Origin of the sequence: Actinomadura soli, assembly GCF_005889715.1 — a bacterium.
In the GTDB taxonomy this organism is placed as follows: Bacteria; Actinomycetota; Actinomycetes; order Streptosporangiales; family Streptosporangiaceae; genus Spirillospora; species Spirillospora soli.
In genome coordinates this window covers 1-17755 of the sequence record NZ_VCKW01000184.1, presented here as the reverse complement: position 1 = coordinate 17755, position 17755 = coordinate 1, and the positions used below count along the sequence as shown (strand labels likewise).

Below are 17755 nucleotides of genomic sequence, written 5' to 3'. Positions count from 1 at the left end.
CCCCAGGCGTCCCCAGTGCCGCCGCTGCCGGCCGACTCGGGCCCACCGGCGCGCAAGGGCAGGCTGGCGACGTTCGTCCGCGGACGGTGGCTCAGGACGATCCCCGGCCGCATCGGCACGCACGTCGCCCTGTGCCTGGCCGCCATCCTCGCGCTGCTCGTCGTCATGAACGTCGCGATCGGGAACGCGCGCGACTCCGTCCAGACGATCGGGCACGACGCGGGCCCGCAGGTCGTCGCGACCGGCACGCTGTACTTCGCGCTCAGCGACATGGACGCGCAGATCTCCAACATCCTGCTGATCGGCCGCGAGCACGGCCTCGGCATCGGGTACGACGAGTCGCTGCGCGTCTACGAGCGCCGCCGCGCGGAGGCCGACGCCGCCGCCGTGATGGCCGCGCAGCTCGCCGGACGCGACCCCGCCCTACGGCGGACCGTCCAGGAGGTCCTCGACGGCCTCGGCAAGTACGAGCGGCTCGTCGGTCAGGCCATGAAGCTGGACGAGCAGGCCGCCCACGCCCCGGGCCAGCTGCCGCCGGACGTCATCGACGCCTACCGCCAGGCGACCGACCTGATGAGGACGCAGCTCCTGCCCAAGGCGTACAACATCACCCTCGACACGGGCGCGCACGTCCGGCAGTCGTACGAGACGAAACGCTCGGCGGTGCTCGCGGGCCGCACCTGGGTCGCCGTCACGGGCCTGATCGTCCTGCTTTTCCTGGTCGCGACGCAGCTCTACCTGGCGCGGACGTTCCGCCGCGTCCTCAACCCGGCGCTGGTGCTCGCGACGCTCGCCGCGCTCGCGCTCACCGGCGTCGGCGCGGCCCTCCTGACGGCCCAGGCCGGGCACATCAAGAAGGCCAAGGAGGACGGCTTCGACTCGATCCTGCAGCTGTCCAGGGCCCGCGCGATCAGCCACAGCGCGTTCGCCGACGAGAGCCGCTACCTCCTCGACCCAGGACGCGCCGACACCTACGAGCAGACCTACCTCGACAAGGCCCTGTCGGTCATCTACCCGGACATCGGCGACAAGCCCGTGAACCTGGAGAACTACTACGCGGGCCTTGAGCAGAAGCTCGGCCCGTACAAGCCCGGCCAGAAGGACGTCCCGTTCCTCGGCTTCTTCGGGGACGAGGCGCGCCGCATGGAGAAGGGCCGCGAGGCGGACGCGCTGCGGCGGACGCTCGACGGGTACCGGACCGTCCAGCGCAACGACGCGCAGATGCGGCGGCTCGCGTCGTCGGGGAACCGGGCGGGCGCCATCGAGATGCGGATGGGGCGCACCTCCGGCGCGATCCGCGACTTCGGCGCCTACGACAAGGCGCTGAGCGAGCTGACGGCCGTCCACCAGGACGTCTTCGACAAGGAGATCGAGGACGCGGACGGCGGCCTGCGCGGCTGGAAGGCGATCCCGGCCGGCGGCGCCGCCGCCATCGCCCTGCTGATCTTCGCGGGGGTCCGTCCCCGGCTGGCCGAGTTCCGCTGAAGGAGACGAACATGCGCGCCACCCCCCGGGCCCTTCGGGCCGCGGCCGCCGCCGCGGCCCTGGCCGCCCTCGCCGGGCTGCCGGGCTGCGGCCTCGGCGGCTCGGAGAAGGAGAGCATTTCCCACAAGGAGTCCCTCGTCATCGGCGTGAAGGAGGACCAGCCGGCCCTAGGCGTCAAACGCCCGGACGGGACGTACGAGGGCTTCGACGTCGACGTCGCCACCTACATCGCGGGCGAGCTGGGCGTCCCGAAGAGCCGCGTCACCTTCAGGACGACGAACTCGTCCGTCCGCGAGAAGGCGCTCGCCGACGGCACCGTCGACATGATCGTCGCGACGTACTCGATCACCGCGAAGCGCAAGATGGCGGTCACGTTCGGGGGCCCGTACTACGTCGCCCACCAGGACACCTTCGTCCGCGCCGACGCCGCCGCCATCAACGACGTGCGCGATCTGAAGGGCAAGCGGATCTGCGAGGTGACCGGCTCCAACTCGTGGCGCCGCGTCATCGAGGAGCGCAAGGTCGCGGCGCAGCCGGTCACCGTGAACACCTACGGGGCCTGCATGGACGCGCTCGCCGCCGGACGCCTCGACGCCGTGTCGACCGACGACCTGATCCTCGCCGGATTCGCCGCCGGCCGCCCCGGACGGATGATCAACGCGCCGTTCACGGACGAGAAGTACGGCGTCGGCCTCAGGAAGGGCGACCTGAAGGGCTGCGAGGAGGTCAACCGCGCCATCACCCGCATGTACCAGGACGGCACGGCCCGGCGCCTGCTGAACAAGTGGTTCGGCAGGTCGGGCCTCATGCTGAACACCAGCGTCCCCCAGTTCGAGGGCTGCAGCTGAGACGGCGGGTCAGGAACGGGTGGTGGACGACGGGAGCGCGCTCAACGCCTCGCGGAGCGTGTCGTAGATCGGGATGAACTTGTCGATCCCGGTGATGTGGAAGACCCGCTGGACCCGCGGCGGCAGCGCGACCAGCGCGACGACGGTGCCGTGCTCGGTGGCGCGGCGGTTGGCGGCGACGATCGCGTTCAGGCCCGTCGAGTCGCAGAACGTGACCTCGCGCATGTCGACGACCATGGGCTCACCGGAGTCCACGACCTCGAACAGCGCCTCCTCGAAGCGCGTGCGGGACACCACGTCGATGTCTCCGTGCACGCGTACGAGAGTGCAGCGTTCGTCGCGCATCAGGTTGATGTCGAAGTCCATGGTCACCTCACGCCCCACTCCGGTGGTACCCGGCCATCTCAGGTGACTCCTCAGGATTGCGCACCCGTGCCCGCATTCCAAGCTCTTCCCGGGAAAAGGACCAGGTCGCCCGGTGGCGCCACGGACCGTAACACGACCGACGGCACCCCCGGTACCCTCTCCAGACACTACCCGACGGGACCATCCGGCGCGTCCCGCCGCGTCCCGGGACAACCAGGAAACGTCACAATAACTTACTCAAGCGAAACTTACTACATAGTAAGGAATGGCGGATAAGCCCCGGTCCGACATGCTTGACCTGCGGTTGGCCAATTCCTGACCGGCCCCGCGCGTTGAAAGGCGGGCGCTGACCCGGAGCCGGATCGGCACAGACGTTACAGTGGCGGTGGGCGAATTCGGGAGGGCCGGGTGTTCTACACGTTCATGACGCGCGTGGTGCGTCCGATCCTGTGGCTGCTATTCCGCCCCCGCGTCGTCGGCGGCGAGAACGTGCCGAGCTACGGGCCGCTGATCGTGGCGAGCAACCACCTGTCGTTCATCGACAGCTTCATCATCCCCCTCGCCGTCCCGCGCCCGGTCACCTACATCGCCAAGGCCGCCTACTTCGAGGGCGGCGGGTTCAGGAAGGGCTTCGTCCGCTGGTTCCTCACCAACCTCGGGCACGTGCCCGTCCGGCGCGGCGCCAGGCGCGCCGCCATGGGCGCCCTTGAGCAGGCCGCCGAGGTCCTGGAGAACGCCGGCGCGTTCGCGATCTACCCCGAGGGCACCCGCTCCCCGGACGGACGGCTCTACCGCGGCCGCACCGGCATCGGCTGGCTCGTCCTGGAGTCGAACGCCCGCGTCCTGCCCGTCGCGCTGGAGGGCACCGAGAAGATCCAGCCGATCGGCGCGAACCTGCCGCGCGTGTTCGGCCCCCGGCCCACCGTCCGCATCGGCCCCCCGATGGACTTCTCCCACTACCGCGACCTGCCGCCCTCCAAGGCCCGCCGCGCCATCACCGACGAGATCGTCGAGACGATCCAGAAGATGTCCGGCCAGGAGTACGCCGCCGAGTACAACGACCGCGCCGAGCAAGGCTGACTCGGGGGCGATTCGTCCCGAAGGCGTGTCGTCCGCGGCGACTCGCCCCTTGTGCGCTTAGGGTCGCCGCCATGGCGCACAGGCTCCTCCCGATCGCTCTGCTGTCGACGGCCGCCGCGGTCACCGCGTGCGGCGGCGGCGGTGAACGCGCCCGTCCCGTGCACGGCACCGCCCCCGCCGAGATCGCGGGCGTCGGCTACACCGCCGACCAGCTCGCCCAGGCGCTCCTCGTCCGCGTCCCCGGCTACCGCCGCGCCGGCGAGCCGGACTCCGGCGAGTACGGGACGCTCAAGGCCGTCCAGAACGCCGCCAGGCTCCAGCGGGACACCGTCCTCGACAAGCCCCAGTGCGGGCCGGGCCGTCCCGGCGCCGATGTCGCCGCCGACGTCCCCGCGGCGCTCGTCACGTTCGCCAAGAAGGGCATGACCGTCACCGAGACGCTCATGGGCCTGCCCGCCGCCGACGCCGAGAAGCAGGTCAACGCCCGCGTCCCCGCCGACTGCCTGAGGTTCCGCACCAAGGTCGGCTCCCACCGCGCCGAACACCGCGTCGTCGAGACCCCGAAGGGCGAGATCGGCGAGGGCTCCCGCACCGTCGGCGTCGCCACCGTCAGCGGCAACGCCCGCACCCGCACCTGGTACGTCGTCTTCCGCGGCCGCCACTACCTGGCCACCATCACCCTCCACGGCCCCACCGCCACCCACACCGAAGCCGAGCGCCTGGCCCGGGCCTCCCGCCTCCAAGCCGGCAGGATCCTGCCCTAGCCCGTCCTCGCGGTGCACGTGGCGGGGGTTCCGGATAGGTTCGTTTTACGTTGCGCGGGGAGTGGCTCCGGGCGGTCGGACCAGGGAGTGCCGTTGATCGGTAAGGAGGGGCGGGTGACCGGCAGGGTCGCTCCCGGGACGGTCGGGGAGGTGATGATCCCGGTCCGCGGCGGGGTCGAGGCGTTCTACGCGCATCCCGTCGATCCGCGTGACGAGATCGTTGTCGGGACGATCGTCGTGGTGGTCGAGTACCACCCGCCGCGCACGGTCTACGTGGCGCCCGCGCTGGGGTTGTAGGGGCCCCGTCACCAGGAGGGGTCTCTGGGACGTTCCCCCAGAATAGAGCGCATCCAGGGGCGAACCAGGCGGTCGCCCGTTGCGTCTATTGGGAAACGCGGACGTGCCTGACCTCGGGGGCCGGCCGCCCACAACCGAAGAGGAGGCCGAATGCCCGTCGTCGTCATAGCGGTCGCAGCCGTCGTCGCACTCATCGTCCTGATCATCTTGTTCAAGCTGGTCTGGCGGGTCGCGGAGCCGAACGAGGCGCTGATCATTTCCGGGCTCGGCGCCAGGTCCAAGCCGATCGACGGCGTGGACAGCCTCGGGTTCAAGATCGTGACGGGCAAGGGGACCGCCGTCATGCCCGGGTTCCAGACGTCCCGGCGGCTGCGGCTGGACAGCCGCGCCTCCAACCTCGAAGTGAACTGCGTGACGCAGCAGGGCATCCCGGTCAAGGTCCGCGGCGTGGTCATCTACAAGGTCGGGGACGACTTCGTCTCGATCGCCAACGCCGCGCGCCGCTTCCTGGAGCAGCAGAAGTCGATGGACGGCGCCATCCACGAGCTGTTCACCGGCCACCTCCGCTCGATCATCGGCAACCTCACCGTCGAGGACCTCATCCTCAACCGGGAGCGGCTCACGTCCGAGACCCGCGGGTCGGCCGCCGACGAGATGAGCAAGCTCGGCCTGATCGTGGACTCGCTGCAGATACAGGAGATCGACGACGAGACCGGCTACATCCGCAACCTCGGCCGCCCGCACGCGGCCCGGGTCGCCGCCGCCGCCCGGATCGCGGAGGCCGAGCGCAACCAGGAGGCGACCGTCCGGGAGCAGGAGACCGAGCGGGAGAACGCGGCGGTCATCCGCGACACCGAGATGAAGAAGGCCGAGTACGACGGCCAGGTGCAGCAGGCCGCGCAGCAGGCCCGCCAGGAGGTCATCCTCAAGGAGACCCGCAACGCCGAGCTGGAGGCGGAGCGGACGGAGAAGCGGCTGGAGAGCGAGATCCGCAAGCCCGCCGACGCCCGCGCGTACGAGCAGGTCAAGCTGGCCGAGGCCGAGCGCGAGGAGCGCATCGCGCAGGCCCAGGCCGCGGCGACGGAGATCCAGCTCCGGGCGCAGCGCCAGGCGGAGGCGACCCGCCTGCTCGGTGACGCCGAGGCCCACGCGACCCGGCAGAAGGGCCTCGCCGAGGCCGAGGCGATCAAGGCCCGCGCGGAGGCGCTGGCCAAGAACACCGACGCCGTCATCGCGCAGCAGCTCGCCGAGCAGTGGCCGCAGATCGTCGAGGCGGGCGCGGGGGTGTTCGGCAACGTCGACAACATGGTCGTGCTGAACGGCGCCCAGGGCATCGAGGAGATGCTCGCCAAGGCGCTCACGCTCGGCGGCACCGGCCTCGGCGTGGCCCGCCAGCTCCTCGGCAACCTCAACGTCCCGGACGGCAACCCCCAGAACGGCCACACCCCGGCCGTCCCCGCGTCGGTGCCGGTGGAGGCCCCCAAGGAGCCCAAGGCAGACGACTGACCCCGCTGTCGCGTGACAGGCCCGGCCCTGAGCCGGGCCTTCCCATGTCTACGGGGCGGTGGCCGTCCCCCCAATAGACTTCCCCGCATGTCCGTCCCGCGGCTCGCCGTCTCCGTCGATCTTGTTGTGCTCACCGTGCGGGAGCAGCGGCTGTGCGCGCTGCGGTGGCGGCGCGACCGGGACCCCTACCTCGGGGCGTGGTCGCTGCCGGGCGGGTTCATCCAGCTCGACGAGGATCTCCCGGCGGCGGCGTCGCGGCTGATGGCGGAGCGGGCGGGGCTGGCGGACGTCCGGATCCACCTGGAGCAGCTCGCCACGTACGGGTATCCGGATCGTGACCCTCGGCAGCGGGTCGTGAGCGTCGCGTATCTCGGGCTGGCGCCCGATCTGCCCGCGTCCAGCCGCGCGCAGGTGCTGTGGACGGCCGTGGACGATCTCGTCCACCAGGACAGGGCGGCGTTCGACCACCGGCGGATCCTGTGCGACGGCATGGAGCGGGCGCGGGCGAAGCTGGAGTACACGTCGCTGGCCGCCGCTTTCTGCCCACCGGAATTTACTGTCGCGGAGTTGCGCCGGGTCTACGAGATCGTGTGGGGGACGAGCCTCGACCCGCGGAACTTCCACCGGAAGGTCACGGGGGCCGACCGGTTCCTCATCCCGACCGAGCGCACGACGACCCGGGACGGCGGCCGTCCGGCGCGGCTGTACCGGCGCGGGGACGCCGAGCAGCTGCGCCCGCCGATGCTCCGCCCCCGTGGACGCGATCTGGCCTCGTGATCTCGGCCTCTGTGCCAGGAATGCTGATCTACGCCCGTGAGCTGGGGGGATGTCCCGGGCATGACCGGACGGTTGCTATTTTCGCTGGCTATGAACGGTGAGTCGTCCGAAATGCTCAGCCTGCTCGTCCGGGACATCGGGGACGCCGGTGTCGCGGAGATGGCCGGGTCGCCGGGCCTGGCGGCGGCCGTCGACCAGCACGTGGCGGGCCTGCGGGAGGAACTCGGCGCGCCCGGCGAGCCGCCCGGCGAGCACGAGCTGATGGGCTACCTGCATGATTTCGCCGAAGACGCGTTCAACCGCGGCTGGTGGCCGGATAACACCCGGGACTGGGAGTTCGTCCGGATCGTGGCGGTTTGCTGGATGATGCGGGACGCTGCGTAGGCTGGGGATCATCACCCCTGTGCACTGCGAAAACTGGAGGACAACGGTGTCCGAGGCAACCACTCCGCGCTTCCGCTCCGTCCTCGACCGGTTCGTGGCTTACAAGCCCGGCAAGGTCGTGGTGTCGCCCGAGGGACGCTCGTTCAAGCTGTCGTCGAACGAGTCGCCGCACGGCCCCCTCCCGTCGGTCGTGGACGCGATCGGCGAGGCGGCGCGGAACGTCAACCGGTACCCGGACAACAACGCGACCGCGCTGACCGAGGCGATCGCGGCGTTCTGCGGCGTCCCCGCCGACCATGTGGCGGTCGGGTGCGGCTCGGTGGGCATGACGCAGATGCTGCTGGAGGCGGTCGCGGAGCCGGGCGCCGAGGTGGTGTACGCGTGGCGGTCGTTCGAGGCGTACCCGCTGCTGGTGTCGCTGTCGGGCGCGACGGCCGTGCAGGTGCCGCTGCGGGACGAGACGCACGACCTGTCCGCGATGGCCGCCGCGATCACCGACCGGACGCGGCTGATCTTCCTCTGCAACCCGAACAACCCGACGGGCACGGTCGTCCGGCGGGCGGAGATCGAGGCGTTCCTCGACCGCGTCCCGTCCGACTGCCTGGTGGTGCTGGACGAGGCGTACCGCGAGTACATCCGCGACGACGCCGTCCCGGACGGCCTCACCCTCTACGGCGACCGCCCGAACCTGGCCATCCTGCGGACGTTCTCCAAGGCGTACGGCCTCGCCGGGCTCCGGATCGGGTTCCTCGCCGCGCACCCGCTGGTGGCCGGGGCGATCCGCAAGACGTTCCTGCCGTTCAGCGTGAACTCGGTCGCGCAGGCGGCGGGCATCGCGTCCCTGGCGGCCAGGGACGAGCTGCTGGAGCGCGTCGAGGGGACGGTGAAGGAGCGCGACCGCGTCCGGGACGCCCTGATCGCCGACGGCTGGACGGTCCCCCCGACCGAGGCCAACTTCGTCTGGCTGCGCCTCGGCGCCCGGACGATGGAGTTCTCCGAAGCCTGCGACGCGCAGGGGGTCAGCGTCCGCCCGTTCCCCGGCGAGGGCGCCCGCGTCTCGATCGGCTCCCCGGAGGAGAACGACGCCTTCCTCGCGGTCGCGAAGACCTTCCCGCACCGCGACTGAACGCCCGCGATCGAGCGGGGAGCATGCCCCCGGACGCGGGTCGCGTCCGGGGGCATGCCGCGTCGCCCTCGTCAGCTTGTCTTGGCCGTGGGGCCGAGCTTCTCGACGATCAGGCGGTAGAGCTGGCGCGGACGGCCGGGCTGCGGCGTCCGGTTCGGGGGCAGGGGCCAGGCGAGGCCCTCCTCGACGAGGGTGCGCAGGAGGCGCCGCGCGGTGCGCGGGGTGACGCCGAGCATCTTGCCGGCGTTCTCCGCGTCGACGATCAGCGGCTGCTCCTGGTCGCCGAGCTTGTCGGCGAGCCGCGCGAGGATCTCCAGGCCCTTGGGTTTGGCCTGCGGCTGCGTGCGCGGCGGGGTGCGCGGCGCGGGGACGAGGGCCCGGCCGTCGCGGTCCAGGGCGAAGCCCTGGGCGCGCTGGGAGCTCTGGGAGCGGGCGAGGGCGGCGCGGGCGTGGTTCTCCGCCTCGTGCGCGGTGCGGCCCATGCCGATGCCGACCTCGATGGCGAGGCCGAGCTCCTCGCGGACGCGCTCGACGAACGGGGGCGTCCGGAACCCCTCGGTGGACGTGGTGACCGAGCCTCGGGTCGCGATGACGAGGTAGCTGTGGTCGTCCAGCGGCCAGACGGACGCGTTCATCCGGTGCGCCTCCTGCAGGAGGACGCGGTGGAGGGCGAGTTTCAGCTCGTCCCGCCAGTAGCGGGGGGTGACGCGGCGGGGCGTCTCGCGGAGGGTGGGGACGTCCACCAGCACGACGACGAGCTGGGACTCCTCCAGGCGGTGGTGCGCGCCGAGCAGCGCGGCGGTCTGCAGGGAGCTGCGGATGGCAGCCCCGGTGGGCCGGACCCGGATGGTCGGCACGCCGGCCATCTCCATCCGTTCCGCGGTGGCGTGCACGCACGTCATCGCGACGGTCGTCGCGCCGCGCCGCCACAGCCGCTCGTGGAACGCGGCGAGCGTGCCCGGCCCGGCGGCCTCCTCGCGCAGATGGACCTGCTCGGTGCCCAGGCTGATCTCGGAGTACGCCTCCTCGACCTCGGCACGGCCGAGCACGTCGATGCTCACCCTGGACGGGTCGAAGCGGTCGTCGAGTGAGGCCCGCAGTAACGCGCCCTGCAGCGCGGCACCGTTCAGCGGGACGTAGGTGGCGGGCATGGTGAGGACGCCCGCTTTGCGAGCGAAGTCGTAGGGGACGGGACTTGCGAACAGGCACACGTCCACGCCCGATCCCAGCCGCACGACCTTGTCGGCGGCCTCCTGCTCGTCTCGGTAGGCGGCGGCCACCAGCCGGCTTGGTACCGGCGTGGGGCCGTGGCCCATCAGCATGACCCTTTCGACCAGGTCATGGGGGCCCACGACGCCGATCGTGAGGTCGGGGGTGACCGACCCCGTTCGTGCGGCCGTCATCGATGATCGCTCGCTTCCGGTCCATCCTCTCGGCGGGGGTCCGGCCCCGACCACGCGTTCGCGCACGCTCCGCCCAACCGTTGACTCATGGCATGTAGCCCCTGCCTTCTGACCCAGCACCGCTCTTCACTGCCTCGTGGGCAGATCGGGTCAGGACGCCGTTGTGTGACGCTCAGACCCGAAATCGAATCAAGAGTGCTGCGAAAAAGTAACCTACGCGACCCCCTAGTCAGTAATTTGTCACCATTCGGCCAGCCATGATCCTGCATCTTCGGTCGTCCGAAGTTGAAAAACAAGACCCGAAATCATCCGTGGACGGCCGTTCTGGCGCTGTTGCGCACTGAGAAGACCCGCACGGTGCCGGTTTGGTTTACGCAAGGCCGAAACCCGTTCGTCCCGATGCCGATCGGGCCGGAAAGACGAGTGATCCGTTACAGACTGGCCGCCCGGCGGGGCCGGTGATTTTCTATCGCGTTACGGTCCGTCCGAACGGGACCGTTCCAGTGGTCTCTTCCCAGTTCAGCGAGACGCGGATAGGCGGGCCTGGGCGCCTTCTCGAAACTATGGGTGATCGAATGATCACCCATAGTTGGAGATTTCCCGGCCCGCCGTTACACGGTCCGTCAGGTGCTACTCCCGAGTTGGTCAGGACGGGGCCACATTCGGCCGATTCCCCGTCCCCGCCGAGAACCGCCTCGGGACGCGGCTGCCGGGTCGCTGGGGGCGCGGCCGCCGCGGGCTAGTCGGCCTCGCGGACGATCTCGGCGCCGAGCTGGGAGAGGCGCTCGGCGGTGTGGGCGTGGCCGCGGTCCAGGTAGTAGCCCGAGGTGATCGTCGTCTCGCCCTCGGCCGCGAGGCCCGCGAGGATGAGGGCGCTGCCGCAGCGCAGGTCGTGCGCCTCGACCTCGGCGCCGCGCAGGCCGCGCGGGCCGTTCACCTTGGCCCGGTTGCCGTCCACCTCGATGTCGGCGCCCATCTTGGTCAGCTCGTCGGCCAGCTTGAACCGGCCGTCGAAGATCCGCTCGTAGATGTAGGACGGCCCCTCGGCGAGGCAGGACAGCGCCATGATCGGCGACTGCAGGTCGGTGGCGAAGCCCGGGTACTCGTCGGTGATGACGTTGATCGGGCGCAGTGTCCGGTCGCGGCGGACCTGCAGCACCGCGCCCTGCTGGTGGAACTCCAGGCCCATCTGCTCCAGCTTGTCGGCCGCGACGCCGAGGTGCTCCAGCGAGGCGCCGACGAGGTTCAGGTCGCCGCCGGTGATCGCGGCGGCCATCACGAACACGCCCGCGTCGATCCGGTCGGGCATGACGGTGTGCTCGACGGCGGTCAGCTCGTCCACGCCCTCGACGGTGACGAACCCGGTGCCGCCCCCGCTGATCCGGGCGCCCATCGCCTGCAGGATCGTGATGTTGTCCAGGACCTCGGGCTCCAGCGCCGCGTTCTTGATCAGCGTGGTGCCGCGGGCGAGCGCCGCCGCCATGATCAGGTTCTCGGTGCCGGTGTGCGAGGGGGTGTCGCAGTAGAGCGTCCCGCCGCGCAGGTCGCCGGCCTTGATGTGGATGATGCCGTCGCCGTTGTCGGCCACGTGCTCGGTGACCGTGGCGCCCATCCGCTTGAAGCCGTTGTAGTGGAAGTCGAGGTTGCGGCTGCCGAGGTTGCAGCCGCCGACGCCCTCGATGACCGCCTCGCCGAGCCGGTGCAGCAGCGCGGGGACGAAGAGGAACGAGCCGCGGAACCGGGACGCGATGTCGGCGGGCAGCACCGGGCTGCTCAGCGAGGACGCGTCGATCACCAGGGTGCGCTCGGTCTCGTGCAGCTCGGCCTTGGCTCCCACGGCCCGCGCGAGCTCCACGGCGCGCCGGACGTCCTCGATGATCGGGACGTTGCGCAGGACGGTCCGGCCCTTGCAGGCCATCAGCGAGGCGCCGATCATCGGCAGGACGGCGTTCTTGGCGCCTTGGACGAATACGGTGCCGTGCAGCCGCCGGCCGCCGCGCACGCGATAACGAACCTCGTGGCCCATGCTCATGCCGCCTTACTCCTTCTCGGTGCGGATAGTTCCTGCAAGTGGGAGCACGAGGGCCGAGCGCGCCGAACGGTCCCCCCTCTGCGCCAACGCGACCCCAGTAAACCATCGGGCCGGGTGTGTCGGGCCCGGCCCGCGCCACGCGGGCATCAGTCTGTCCGTTGGGATGCCCGCGGGGCGGAGAAAGTTCAGCCTTCCCCGTTCGCGGCGAGGTAAAAGCCGTGATCAGGCGGGCTGGGCGACACCGCGATCAGGCGGGCGGGCCGGCCGCGGCTTCCAGGACCTCGACCGGGTCGCCGAGAGTGAGGGTCCCGAGACGGCGGGGCACGCAGTTCTGGCCGAACTGGATACCGCGGTCGCGGGTGCGGTAGGAGGCGAGCGTCCGCAGCGGCTCGCGGCCGCGCTCGCCGGTGTCCTGGTCGGTGGTGGTGACGACGCAGCGGCTGCACGGCCGGACGACCTCGATGAGGGTCTCGCCGATGCGCAGCAGGCGCGCGTCGTCCTCGCCGTAAGCGCCGAGCCCCTCGACGACGAGGCTCGGACGGAAACGGTTCATGGGGAGCGGCTCGTCCAGGCGGGCGTTGAGGTCGGCCAGGGACTCGGCGGAAATGAGCAGCAGCGGATAGCCGTCGGCGAACATCACCTCGCCGCCGCCATGGCGCGTGGGCCGGTGCCCGGTGAAGCGCACCAGCCGGCAGTCATGGCCGAGGACGGACGCGAACCATTCCGCCGCCTCCTCGCCCTGGTCGACCCCCTGGCATTCCTTCCGATGGACGGTCACGTCCAGGATTTCGCCGTCCTCCAGCGCTTTGTGGACGAGTGTCGACGCGGCGCCCGGCGCGTTCACGGTGAGGATCTCGCCGTCATAGGACGGACGCAGCAACGCCGTACCCGCGAGATCCCGCTGGGACAGGAATCGACCCTCAGGCGTGACGAGCATGAACTCGCGATCGAACGGCAGGCCCCTCGCGGTCAGTTCCGCGGCGCGCAGAGCGGTTCCGCCGCCGCCCTTGAGGGGGTAGGCGTTCAGTTCGACGAGCGTCGCCGTCAAGGTCCCTCCCGGTGGGTCGGCTCCAGGCGAGCGGTGGTTACTGGAGAGCGGCCAGGCGGTCGAAGACGGGGTTGAGGCGCTCGACGAAGCGCTCGGGGCGGCAGACGCCGTCCAGGCGCGCCTCGTCCAGCTTCAGGCCCGCCTCGGCGGCGTGCCTGCGCAACGTCTCGCGGAACGGGACCCCGCTCTCCCACGTCTCCATCGCGGCCTTCTGGACGAGCGGGTACGCCTCGTCGTCGCGCGACATCCCGGCCTCGACCAGCTCCAGCAGCACGGTCGAGGTGTAGATGAGGCCGCCGGTCGATTCGAGGTTGGCCAGCATCCGCGCCTCGTCCACGACAAGTCCGGACATGAGGCGGTTCGTCAGGTTCAGCATGTAGTCGAGGGCGATGGACGCGTCCGGCAGCGCGATCCGCTCGGTGGACGAGTGCGAGATGTCCCGCTCGTGCCACAGCGGAATGCCCTCCAGGACAGGGACGATCTGCCCGCGCACGATCCGCGCCATCCCGGCCAGCCGCTCCGAGATGATCGGGTTCTTCTTGTGCGGCATCGCCGACGAGCCCTTCTGGCCCTTCCCGAACGGCTCCCACAGCTCGCGGACCTCTGTCCGCTGCCCGTGCCTGACCTCCAGCGCGACCGCCTCGCACACCGTCGCCATGATCGCCAGCGTCGACACCCACTCGCTGATGCCGTCCCGCATCACGACCTGCGTCGACACGTCCGCGGGCCGGAGGCCGAGCTTGCGCGCGACGTGCAGCTCCACGGCCGGGTCGATGTTGGAGTACGTCCCGACCGCGCCGGAGATCGCCATCACGCCGACGGCCTCGCGGGCCCGCCGCAGCCGGTCCCGCGACCTGGCCATGGCGAACGCGAAGTCGGCGACCCGGTGGCCCCACACGTCGGGCTCGCCGTGGATGCCGTGCGTCCGCCCGACCCGCAGCGTCGCCCGGTGCGCCAGCGCGTGGTCGCGCAGGGTCGCGACGAGCGCGTCCGCCTTGGCGAGCAGGATGTCGGTGGCCTCGACGAGCTGCAGCGCCAGCGCCGTGTCGAGCAGGTCCGACGACGTCATCCCGAAGTGGACGTACCGGGCCGCCTCGCGGGGCTCGGTGTTGTCCGCCCACGCCGACAGGAACGCGATCACGTCGTGCTGCGTGACCGCCTCGATCGCGTGCACCGCCTCGGGCGTCGGCGGCGCCGCGTTCCGGACCGGCTCGACCACCTCCGGCGGGACCGTGCCGGCCTCGGCGTGGGCCTCGACCACCAGGGTCTCGACCTGGCACCACAGCTCGTACTTGTGCGCGTCGCTCCAGACGCGTCCCATTTCCGGAAGCGTGTACCGTTCGATCACCCGACGATTGTCCCAGGTCGACGGCCACGCCGTGCGCCCGGGGCTCGGGGTCTCAAGCGCTGGTGCGGGCCGCCTTGAGCGCGATGTCCGAGCGGTGGTGAGAGCCGCGCAGGCCGATCTTCGCGACCGCCTCGTAGGCGGCGCCGCGGGCCGCGCCCAGATCGGGGCCGGCGCCGACGACGTTGAGGACGCGCCCGCCCGACGCGACGAACCGCCCGTCCGCGTCGATCTTCGTGCCCGCGTGCAGCACGTACGCGCCCTCGACCGCGGCCGCCTCGTCCAGCCCGGTGATCTCGTCGCCCTTCACCGGCGCGGACGGGTACTCCTCGGCCGCCACGACCACGGTGACCGCCGCGCCCGGATGCCACTCGGGCCGGAACGCCGGGTCGAGACCGCCGAGCGCGCACGCCTGCAGGAGCTTGCCGATCGGGGTCGCCAGCCTGTCCAGGACGACCTGCGTCTCGGGATCGCCGAAACGCGCGTTGAACTCCACCACCTGCACGCCCCTGGACGTCAGCGACAGCCCCGCGTACAGGACGCCCACGTACGGGGTCTGGCGGCGGCGCAGCTCGTCCACGGCGGGCTGGACGACCCTGGACATGGCCTCGTCCACGAGCCCCGGCGGCGCCCACGGGAGCGGCGTGTACGCGCCCATCCCGCCCGTGTTGGGGCCCTCGTCGCCGTCGTAGGCGCGCTTGAAGTCCTGTGCGGGCAGCAGCGGGACGGCGTTCTCACCGTCGCACAGCGCGAACAGGGAGACCTCGGGACCGTCCAGGAACTCCTCGATCACCACCCGCTCGCATCCGGCGGCGTGCCGGGACGCGACCGCACGGTCCCCGGTGACGACGACGCCCTTGCCCGCCGCGAGCCCGTCGTCCTTCACCACGTAGGGCGGGCCGAACGCGTCGAGCGCCTCCTCCACCTGCGTCGTCGTGTCGCACACCCGCGAGTCGGCGGTCGGCACGCCCGCCTCCGCCATGATCTCCTTCGCGAACGCCTTGGACGCCTCGATCCGCGCGGCCGCGCGATCCGGCCCGAAGCACGGGATCCCGGCCCTGCGCAGAGCGTCGCCGACGCCCGCCACCAGCACCGCCTCCGGCCCGACCACCACGAGCTCGACCCGCAGCCGCTCCGCCAGCTCGGTCACCGCCGTCGGATCGGTGGGATCGAGCTGATGGTTGTCCGCGATCCCGGCCGTGCCCGGATTGCCCGGGGCGCAGTGGAGGGCGGTGACGGCATGGTCGCGGTGCAGGGCGCGGGCGAGCGCATGCTCGCGGCCACCCGATCCAAGGACGAGTACTCGCACGCCACGCGAGCTTACTGGCAGCAGCCACTGAGGCGGCCGTCACATCGGGGCCGTGTGAACCTCATCGATGCGGGCGGCGTCCTAAATGTCGGCTGGTAGGCTTCCACAGGCTTTACCGCATGCGGTGAGACGAGTGAAAGGAGGTGGTCGGGATGAGTCCTGGTGATCCTTGCAGTTCGCCGGAAAACCCTCACAGTCCGGGTAGGACTGTCCGACCGTCCGCCTTCATCCGGCGTCCGGCCACCGCTTCCGCGCGCTCCCTTCGCTGACCGGCCTGGGTCGAGCGCGCCACCGCGCGCGTGGCCGGCGGGTTAGGAGCACCCCCATGGCCATGACACGAGTCCGGCCGGGCCGCGCACTGTTCAAGACGCGCGGCCGCCCCACCGGCGTCCAGGCACCGCACCGCGGCTCCGCCGTCATCGACTGGGCCGCCTACATCGACGGGCACCGCGCCTCCACCGACACCATCGCCGACGCCGTCCGCCTCATCCGCGACGGCCGCCTCACCGCCGACGGCGACAGCGCCGGTTTCGTCTGGGTCGGCCTGCACGAGCCGTCCGCCGCCGAACTCACCGAGCTCGCCGAGGTCTTCGGCCTGCACCCGCTCGCCGTCGAGGACGCCATCCACGCCCACCAGCGGCCCAAGCTTGAGCGCTACGACGACGTCCACTTCGTCGTCATGAAGACCGTCGGCTACGTCTCCAGCGGCCCCGGCGGCGCCGAGGTCGTCGAGACCGGTGAAATCATGATCTTCTGCGGGCCGGACTTCGTCGTCACCGTCCGGCACGGCAAGCACGGCGCCCTCGGCCCCGTCCGCCGCGACCTGGAGCAGGACCCGGCCCGCCTCGCGCTCGGCCCCGCCGCCGTCCTGCACGCCGTCGCCGACCGCGTCGTGGACGGCTACGTCGGCGTCGCCGAAGCCGTCATGGAGGACATCGACGAGGTCGAAGAGGCCGTCTTCTCCCCCGAACGGACCGACGAGTCCCGCCGCATCTACCGCCTCAAGCGCGAGGTCATCCAGCTCAAGCGCGCCGTCGGCCCGCTCGCCGGCCCGCTGCGGCACCTGACGGGACGCCGCTTCGTCCCCGCCGAGATCAAGGAGTACCTGCGCGACGTCGAGGACCACCTCACCCGCGTCCGCGAGCAGGTCGAGGCGTACGACGAGCTCCTCAACCCGATCCTGCAGGCGCACATGACCCAGGTCACCGTCGCCGACAACCGGGACATGCGGAAGATCTCCGCCTGGGGCGCCATCTTCATGGTCCCCACCGCCATCGCGGGGATCTACGGGATGAACTTCGACTTCATGCCCGAGACCCAATGGCGCTTCGGCTACCCCATGATCCTCGGCGTCATCGCGACGGCCTGTCTAAGCCTCTACGGCGGCTTCCGCCGCAACGGCTGGTTGTAGTTAGCCCAGGGACCGGAGGCGGTCGGGGTAGTCGGTCACTATGGCGTCTACGCCGTATTTGGTGAAGCGGGTCATGTCTTCGGGGGCGTTGACCGTCCAGACGATGACGGGGAGTCCTGCGGCGTGGGCCTGGTCTACCAGGGCGGGGGTCGTCAGGACGTGCTCTGGGGAGACGGCCGTGGCGCCGATCGTCGCGGCGGCGGAGACCGGGTCGTCTGGGGGGAGGCCCGCCAGCCATTTCGTCTCGGCGGCGAGGGTTTGGCGTTCGTAGAGGGCTACTCGGCCGAATTCTGGGTGGTGGTCTCGGGCCGTGGTGAGGACGCGCCAGTCGAAGGCTAGGAGGCGGGTTCGCTCTGTTAGGCCGGCGGATTTCAGGACGTCCACCGTGGCGGTTAGCAGGAGATCTATCTCGGTCAGTGGCCAGGTGGGGTCGGTTTTGAGTTCTACCGAGAGGGTCACGTTCGTTGGGGCCAGCAGGTCGCACGCCTCGGTGAGGGTGGGGATGCGGGCTCCGGGGACGGGGGTCTGCGTGAAGCGGTCGTGGCGGCGGGTGCCTGCGTCCACGGTGCGGAGT

The 17755-nt window shown here is 71.0% G+C and carries 17 protein-coding genes; 10 read left to right on the top strand and 7 right to left on the bottom strand.

The features are described from left to right. Positions 1-1485 (top strand): hypothetical protein (locus ETD83_RS28940; protein ID WP_329602985.1); only part of this gene is annotated, 1485 nt, incomplete at its 5' end. A gap of 11 nt (positions 1486-1496) precedes the next feature. Beyond that, positions 1497-2333 carry a glutamate ABC transporter substrate-binding protein gene (locus ETD83_RS28935; RefSeq protein WP_138648378.1) on the top strand — a complete coding sequence of 279 codons (837 nt, stop codon included), beginning with the start codon at positions 1497-1499 and terminating at the stop codon, positions 2331-2333. Positions 2334-2342: 9 nt separating this feature from the next. Here ETD83_RS28935 and ETD83_RS28930 read toward each other — a convergent pair whose 3' ends face one another. Then, positions 2343-2699, bottom strand: coding sequence for an STAS domain-containing protein (locus tag ETD83_RS28930; RefSeq protein WP_138648377.1), 357 nt, complete (start codon positions 2697-2699; stop codon positions 2343-2345). A gap of 408 nt (positions 2700-3107) precedes the next feature. Here ETD83_RS28930 and ETD83_RS28925 point away from each other — a divergent pair, with 408 nt between their 5' ends. The 7 genes from ETD83_RS28925 to hisC all read left to right on the top strand — a co-directional run bounded on the left by ETD83_RS28925 (position 3108) and on the right by hisC (position 8633). Next, positions 3108-3779 (top strand): lysophospholipid acyltransferase family protein, encoded by a 672-nt coding sequence (locus ETD83_RS28925; protein WP_171064482.1) that lies wholly within the window; start codon positions 3108-3110, stop codon positions 3777-3779. Between the two features lie 71 nt (positions 3780-3850). Beyond that, positions 3851-4543: a hypothetical protein gene (locus ETD83_RS28920; RefSeq protein ID WP_138648376.1), complete on the top strand. Its 693-nt coding sequence runs from the start codon at positions 3851-3853 to the stop codon at positions 4541-4543. A gap of 114 nt (positions 4544-4657) precedes the next feature. Beyond that, on the top strand, positions 4658-4840 hold the full coding sequence (locus ETD83_RS28915; protein WP_138648375.1) for a hypothetical protein: 183 nt from the start codon (positions 4658-4660) through the stop codon (positions 4838-4840). 150 nt (positions 4841-4990) lie between these two features. Then, complete coding sequence (locus ETD83_RS28910; RefSeq protein WP_138648374.1) at positions 4991-6346, top strand: SPFH domain-containing protein; 1356 nt, start codon at positions 4991-4993, stop codon at positions 6344-6346. An 87-nt stretch (positions 6347-6433) separates the two neighbouring features. Next, on the top strand, positions 6434-7123 hold the full coding sequence (locus tag ETD83_RS28905) for an NUDIX hydrolase (protein ID WP_138648373.1): 690 nt from the start codon (positions 6434-6436) through the stop codon (positions 7121-7123). A 90-nt stretch (positions 7124-7213) separates the two neighbouring features. After that, entirely contained in the window at positions 7214-7507 is a 294-nt protein-coding gene (locus tag ETD83_RS28900) for a DUF6401 family natural product biosynthesis protein (protein ID WP_138648372.1), read from the top strand. A 46-nt stretch (positions 7508-7553) separates the two neighbouring features. Continuing rightward, positions 7554-8633 carry a histidinol-phosphate transaminase gene (gene hisC / locus ETD83_RS28895; protein WP_138648371.1) on the top strand — a complete coding sequence of 360 codons (1080 nt, stop codon included), beginning with the start codon at positions 7554-7556 and terminating at the stop codon, positions 8631-8633. 71 nt (positions 8634-8704) lie between these two features. Here the strand turns inward: hisC and ETD83_RS28890 are convergent, their stop codons facing one another. From ETD83_RS28890 to purD, 5 genes are all read right to left on the bottom strand, one after another. Continuing rightward, on the bottom strand, positions 8705-10036 hold the full coding sequence (locus ETD83_RS28890; RefSeq protein WP_138648370.1) for a transcriptional regulator: 1332 nt from the start codon (positions 10034-10036) through the stop codon (positions 8705-8707). Positions 10037-10775: 739 nt separating this feature from the next. Then, a complete protein-coding gene (murA, locus tag ETD83_RS28885; protein WP_138648379.1) occupies positions 10776-12062 on the bottom strand; it encodes a UDP-N-acetylglucosamine 1-carboxyvinyltransferase in 1287 nt (428 codons plus the stop codon). 253 nt (positions 12063-12315) lie between these two features. Then, entirely contained in the window at positions 12316-13116 is an 801-nt protein-coding gene (locus ETD83_RS28880; protein WP_138648369.1) for an MOSC domain-containing protein, read from the bottom strand. A 37-nt stretch (positions 13117-13153) separates the two neighbouring features. After that, positions 13154-14464, bottom strand: coding sequence for an adenylosuccinate lyase (purB, locus tag ETD83_RS28875; RefSeq protein WP_138648368.1), 1311 nt, complete (start codon positions 14462-14464; stop codon positions 13154-13156). A gap of 52 nt (positions 14465-14516) precedes the next feature. After that, complete coding sequence (gene purD, locus ETD83_RS28870; RefSeq protein ID WP_138648367.1) at positions 14517-15770, bottom strand: phosphoribosylamine--glycine ligase; 1254 nt, start codon at positions 15768-15770, stop codon at positions 14517-14519. A gap of 325 nt (positions 15771-16095) precedes the next feature. On the opposite strand from purD, the gene ETD83_RS28865 reads away from it, so the two are divergent. Beyond that, positions 16096-17181, top strand: coding sequence for a magnesium and cobalt transport protein CorA (locus ETD83_RS28865; protein WP_138648366.1), 1086 nt, complete (start codon positions 16096-16098; stop codon positions 17179-17181). On the opposite strand, the gene ETD83_RS28860 is transcribed toward ETD83_RS28865, so the two are convergent. Beyond that, on the bottom strand, positions 17182-17755 hold a 574-nt coding region (locus ETD83_RS28860), incomplete at its 5' end, for a glycerophosphodiester phosphodiesterase family protein (protein ID WP_138648365.1).

Bases quoted from the DNA above. Each gene is read 5' to 3' on its own strand.
- ETD83_RS28865 (WP_138648366.1), top strand. From the start codon at position 16,096: ATGGCCATGACACGAGTCCGGCCGGGCCGCGCACTGTTCAAGACGCGC.
- ETD83_RS28900 (WP_138648372.1), top strand. From the start codon at position 7,214: ATGAACGGTGAGTCGTCCGAAATGCTCAGCCTGCTCGTCCGGGACATC.
- ETD83_RS28890 (WP_138648370.1), bottom strand. From the start codon at position 10,036: ATGACGGCCGCACGAACGGGGTCGGTCACCCCCGACCTCACGATCGGC.
- ETD83_RS28920 (WP_138648376.1), top strand. From the start codon at position 3,851: ATGGCGCACAGGCTCCTCCCGATCGCTCTGCTGTCGACGGCCGCCGCG.
- ETD83_RS28910 (WP_138648374.1), top strand. From the start codon at position 4,991: ATGCCCGTCGTCGTCATAGCGGTCGCAGCCGTCGTCGCACTCATCGTC.
- ETD83_RS28935 (WP_138648378.1), top strand. From the start codon at position 1,497: ATGCGCGCCACCCCCCGGGCCCTTCGGGCCGCGGCCGCCGCCGCGGCC.
- murA (WP_138648379.1), bottom strand. From the start codon at position 12,062: ATGGGCCACGAGGTTCGTTATCGCGTGCGCGGCGGCCGGCGGCTGCAC.
- ETD83_RS28930 (WP_138648377.1), bottom strand. From the start codon at position 2,699: ATGGACTTCGACATCAACCTGATGCGCGACGAACGCTGCACTCTCGTA.
- ETD83_RS28905 (WP_138648373.1), top strand. From the start codon at position 6,434: ATGTCCGTCCCGCGGCTCGCCGTCTCCGTCGATCTTGTTGTGCTCACC.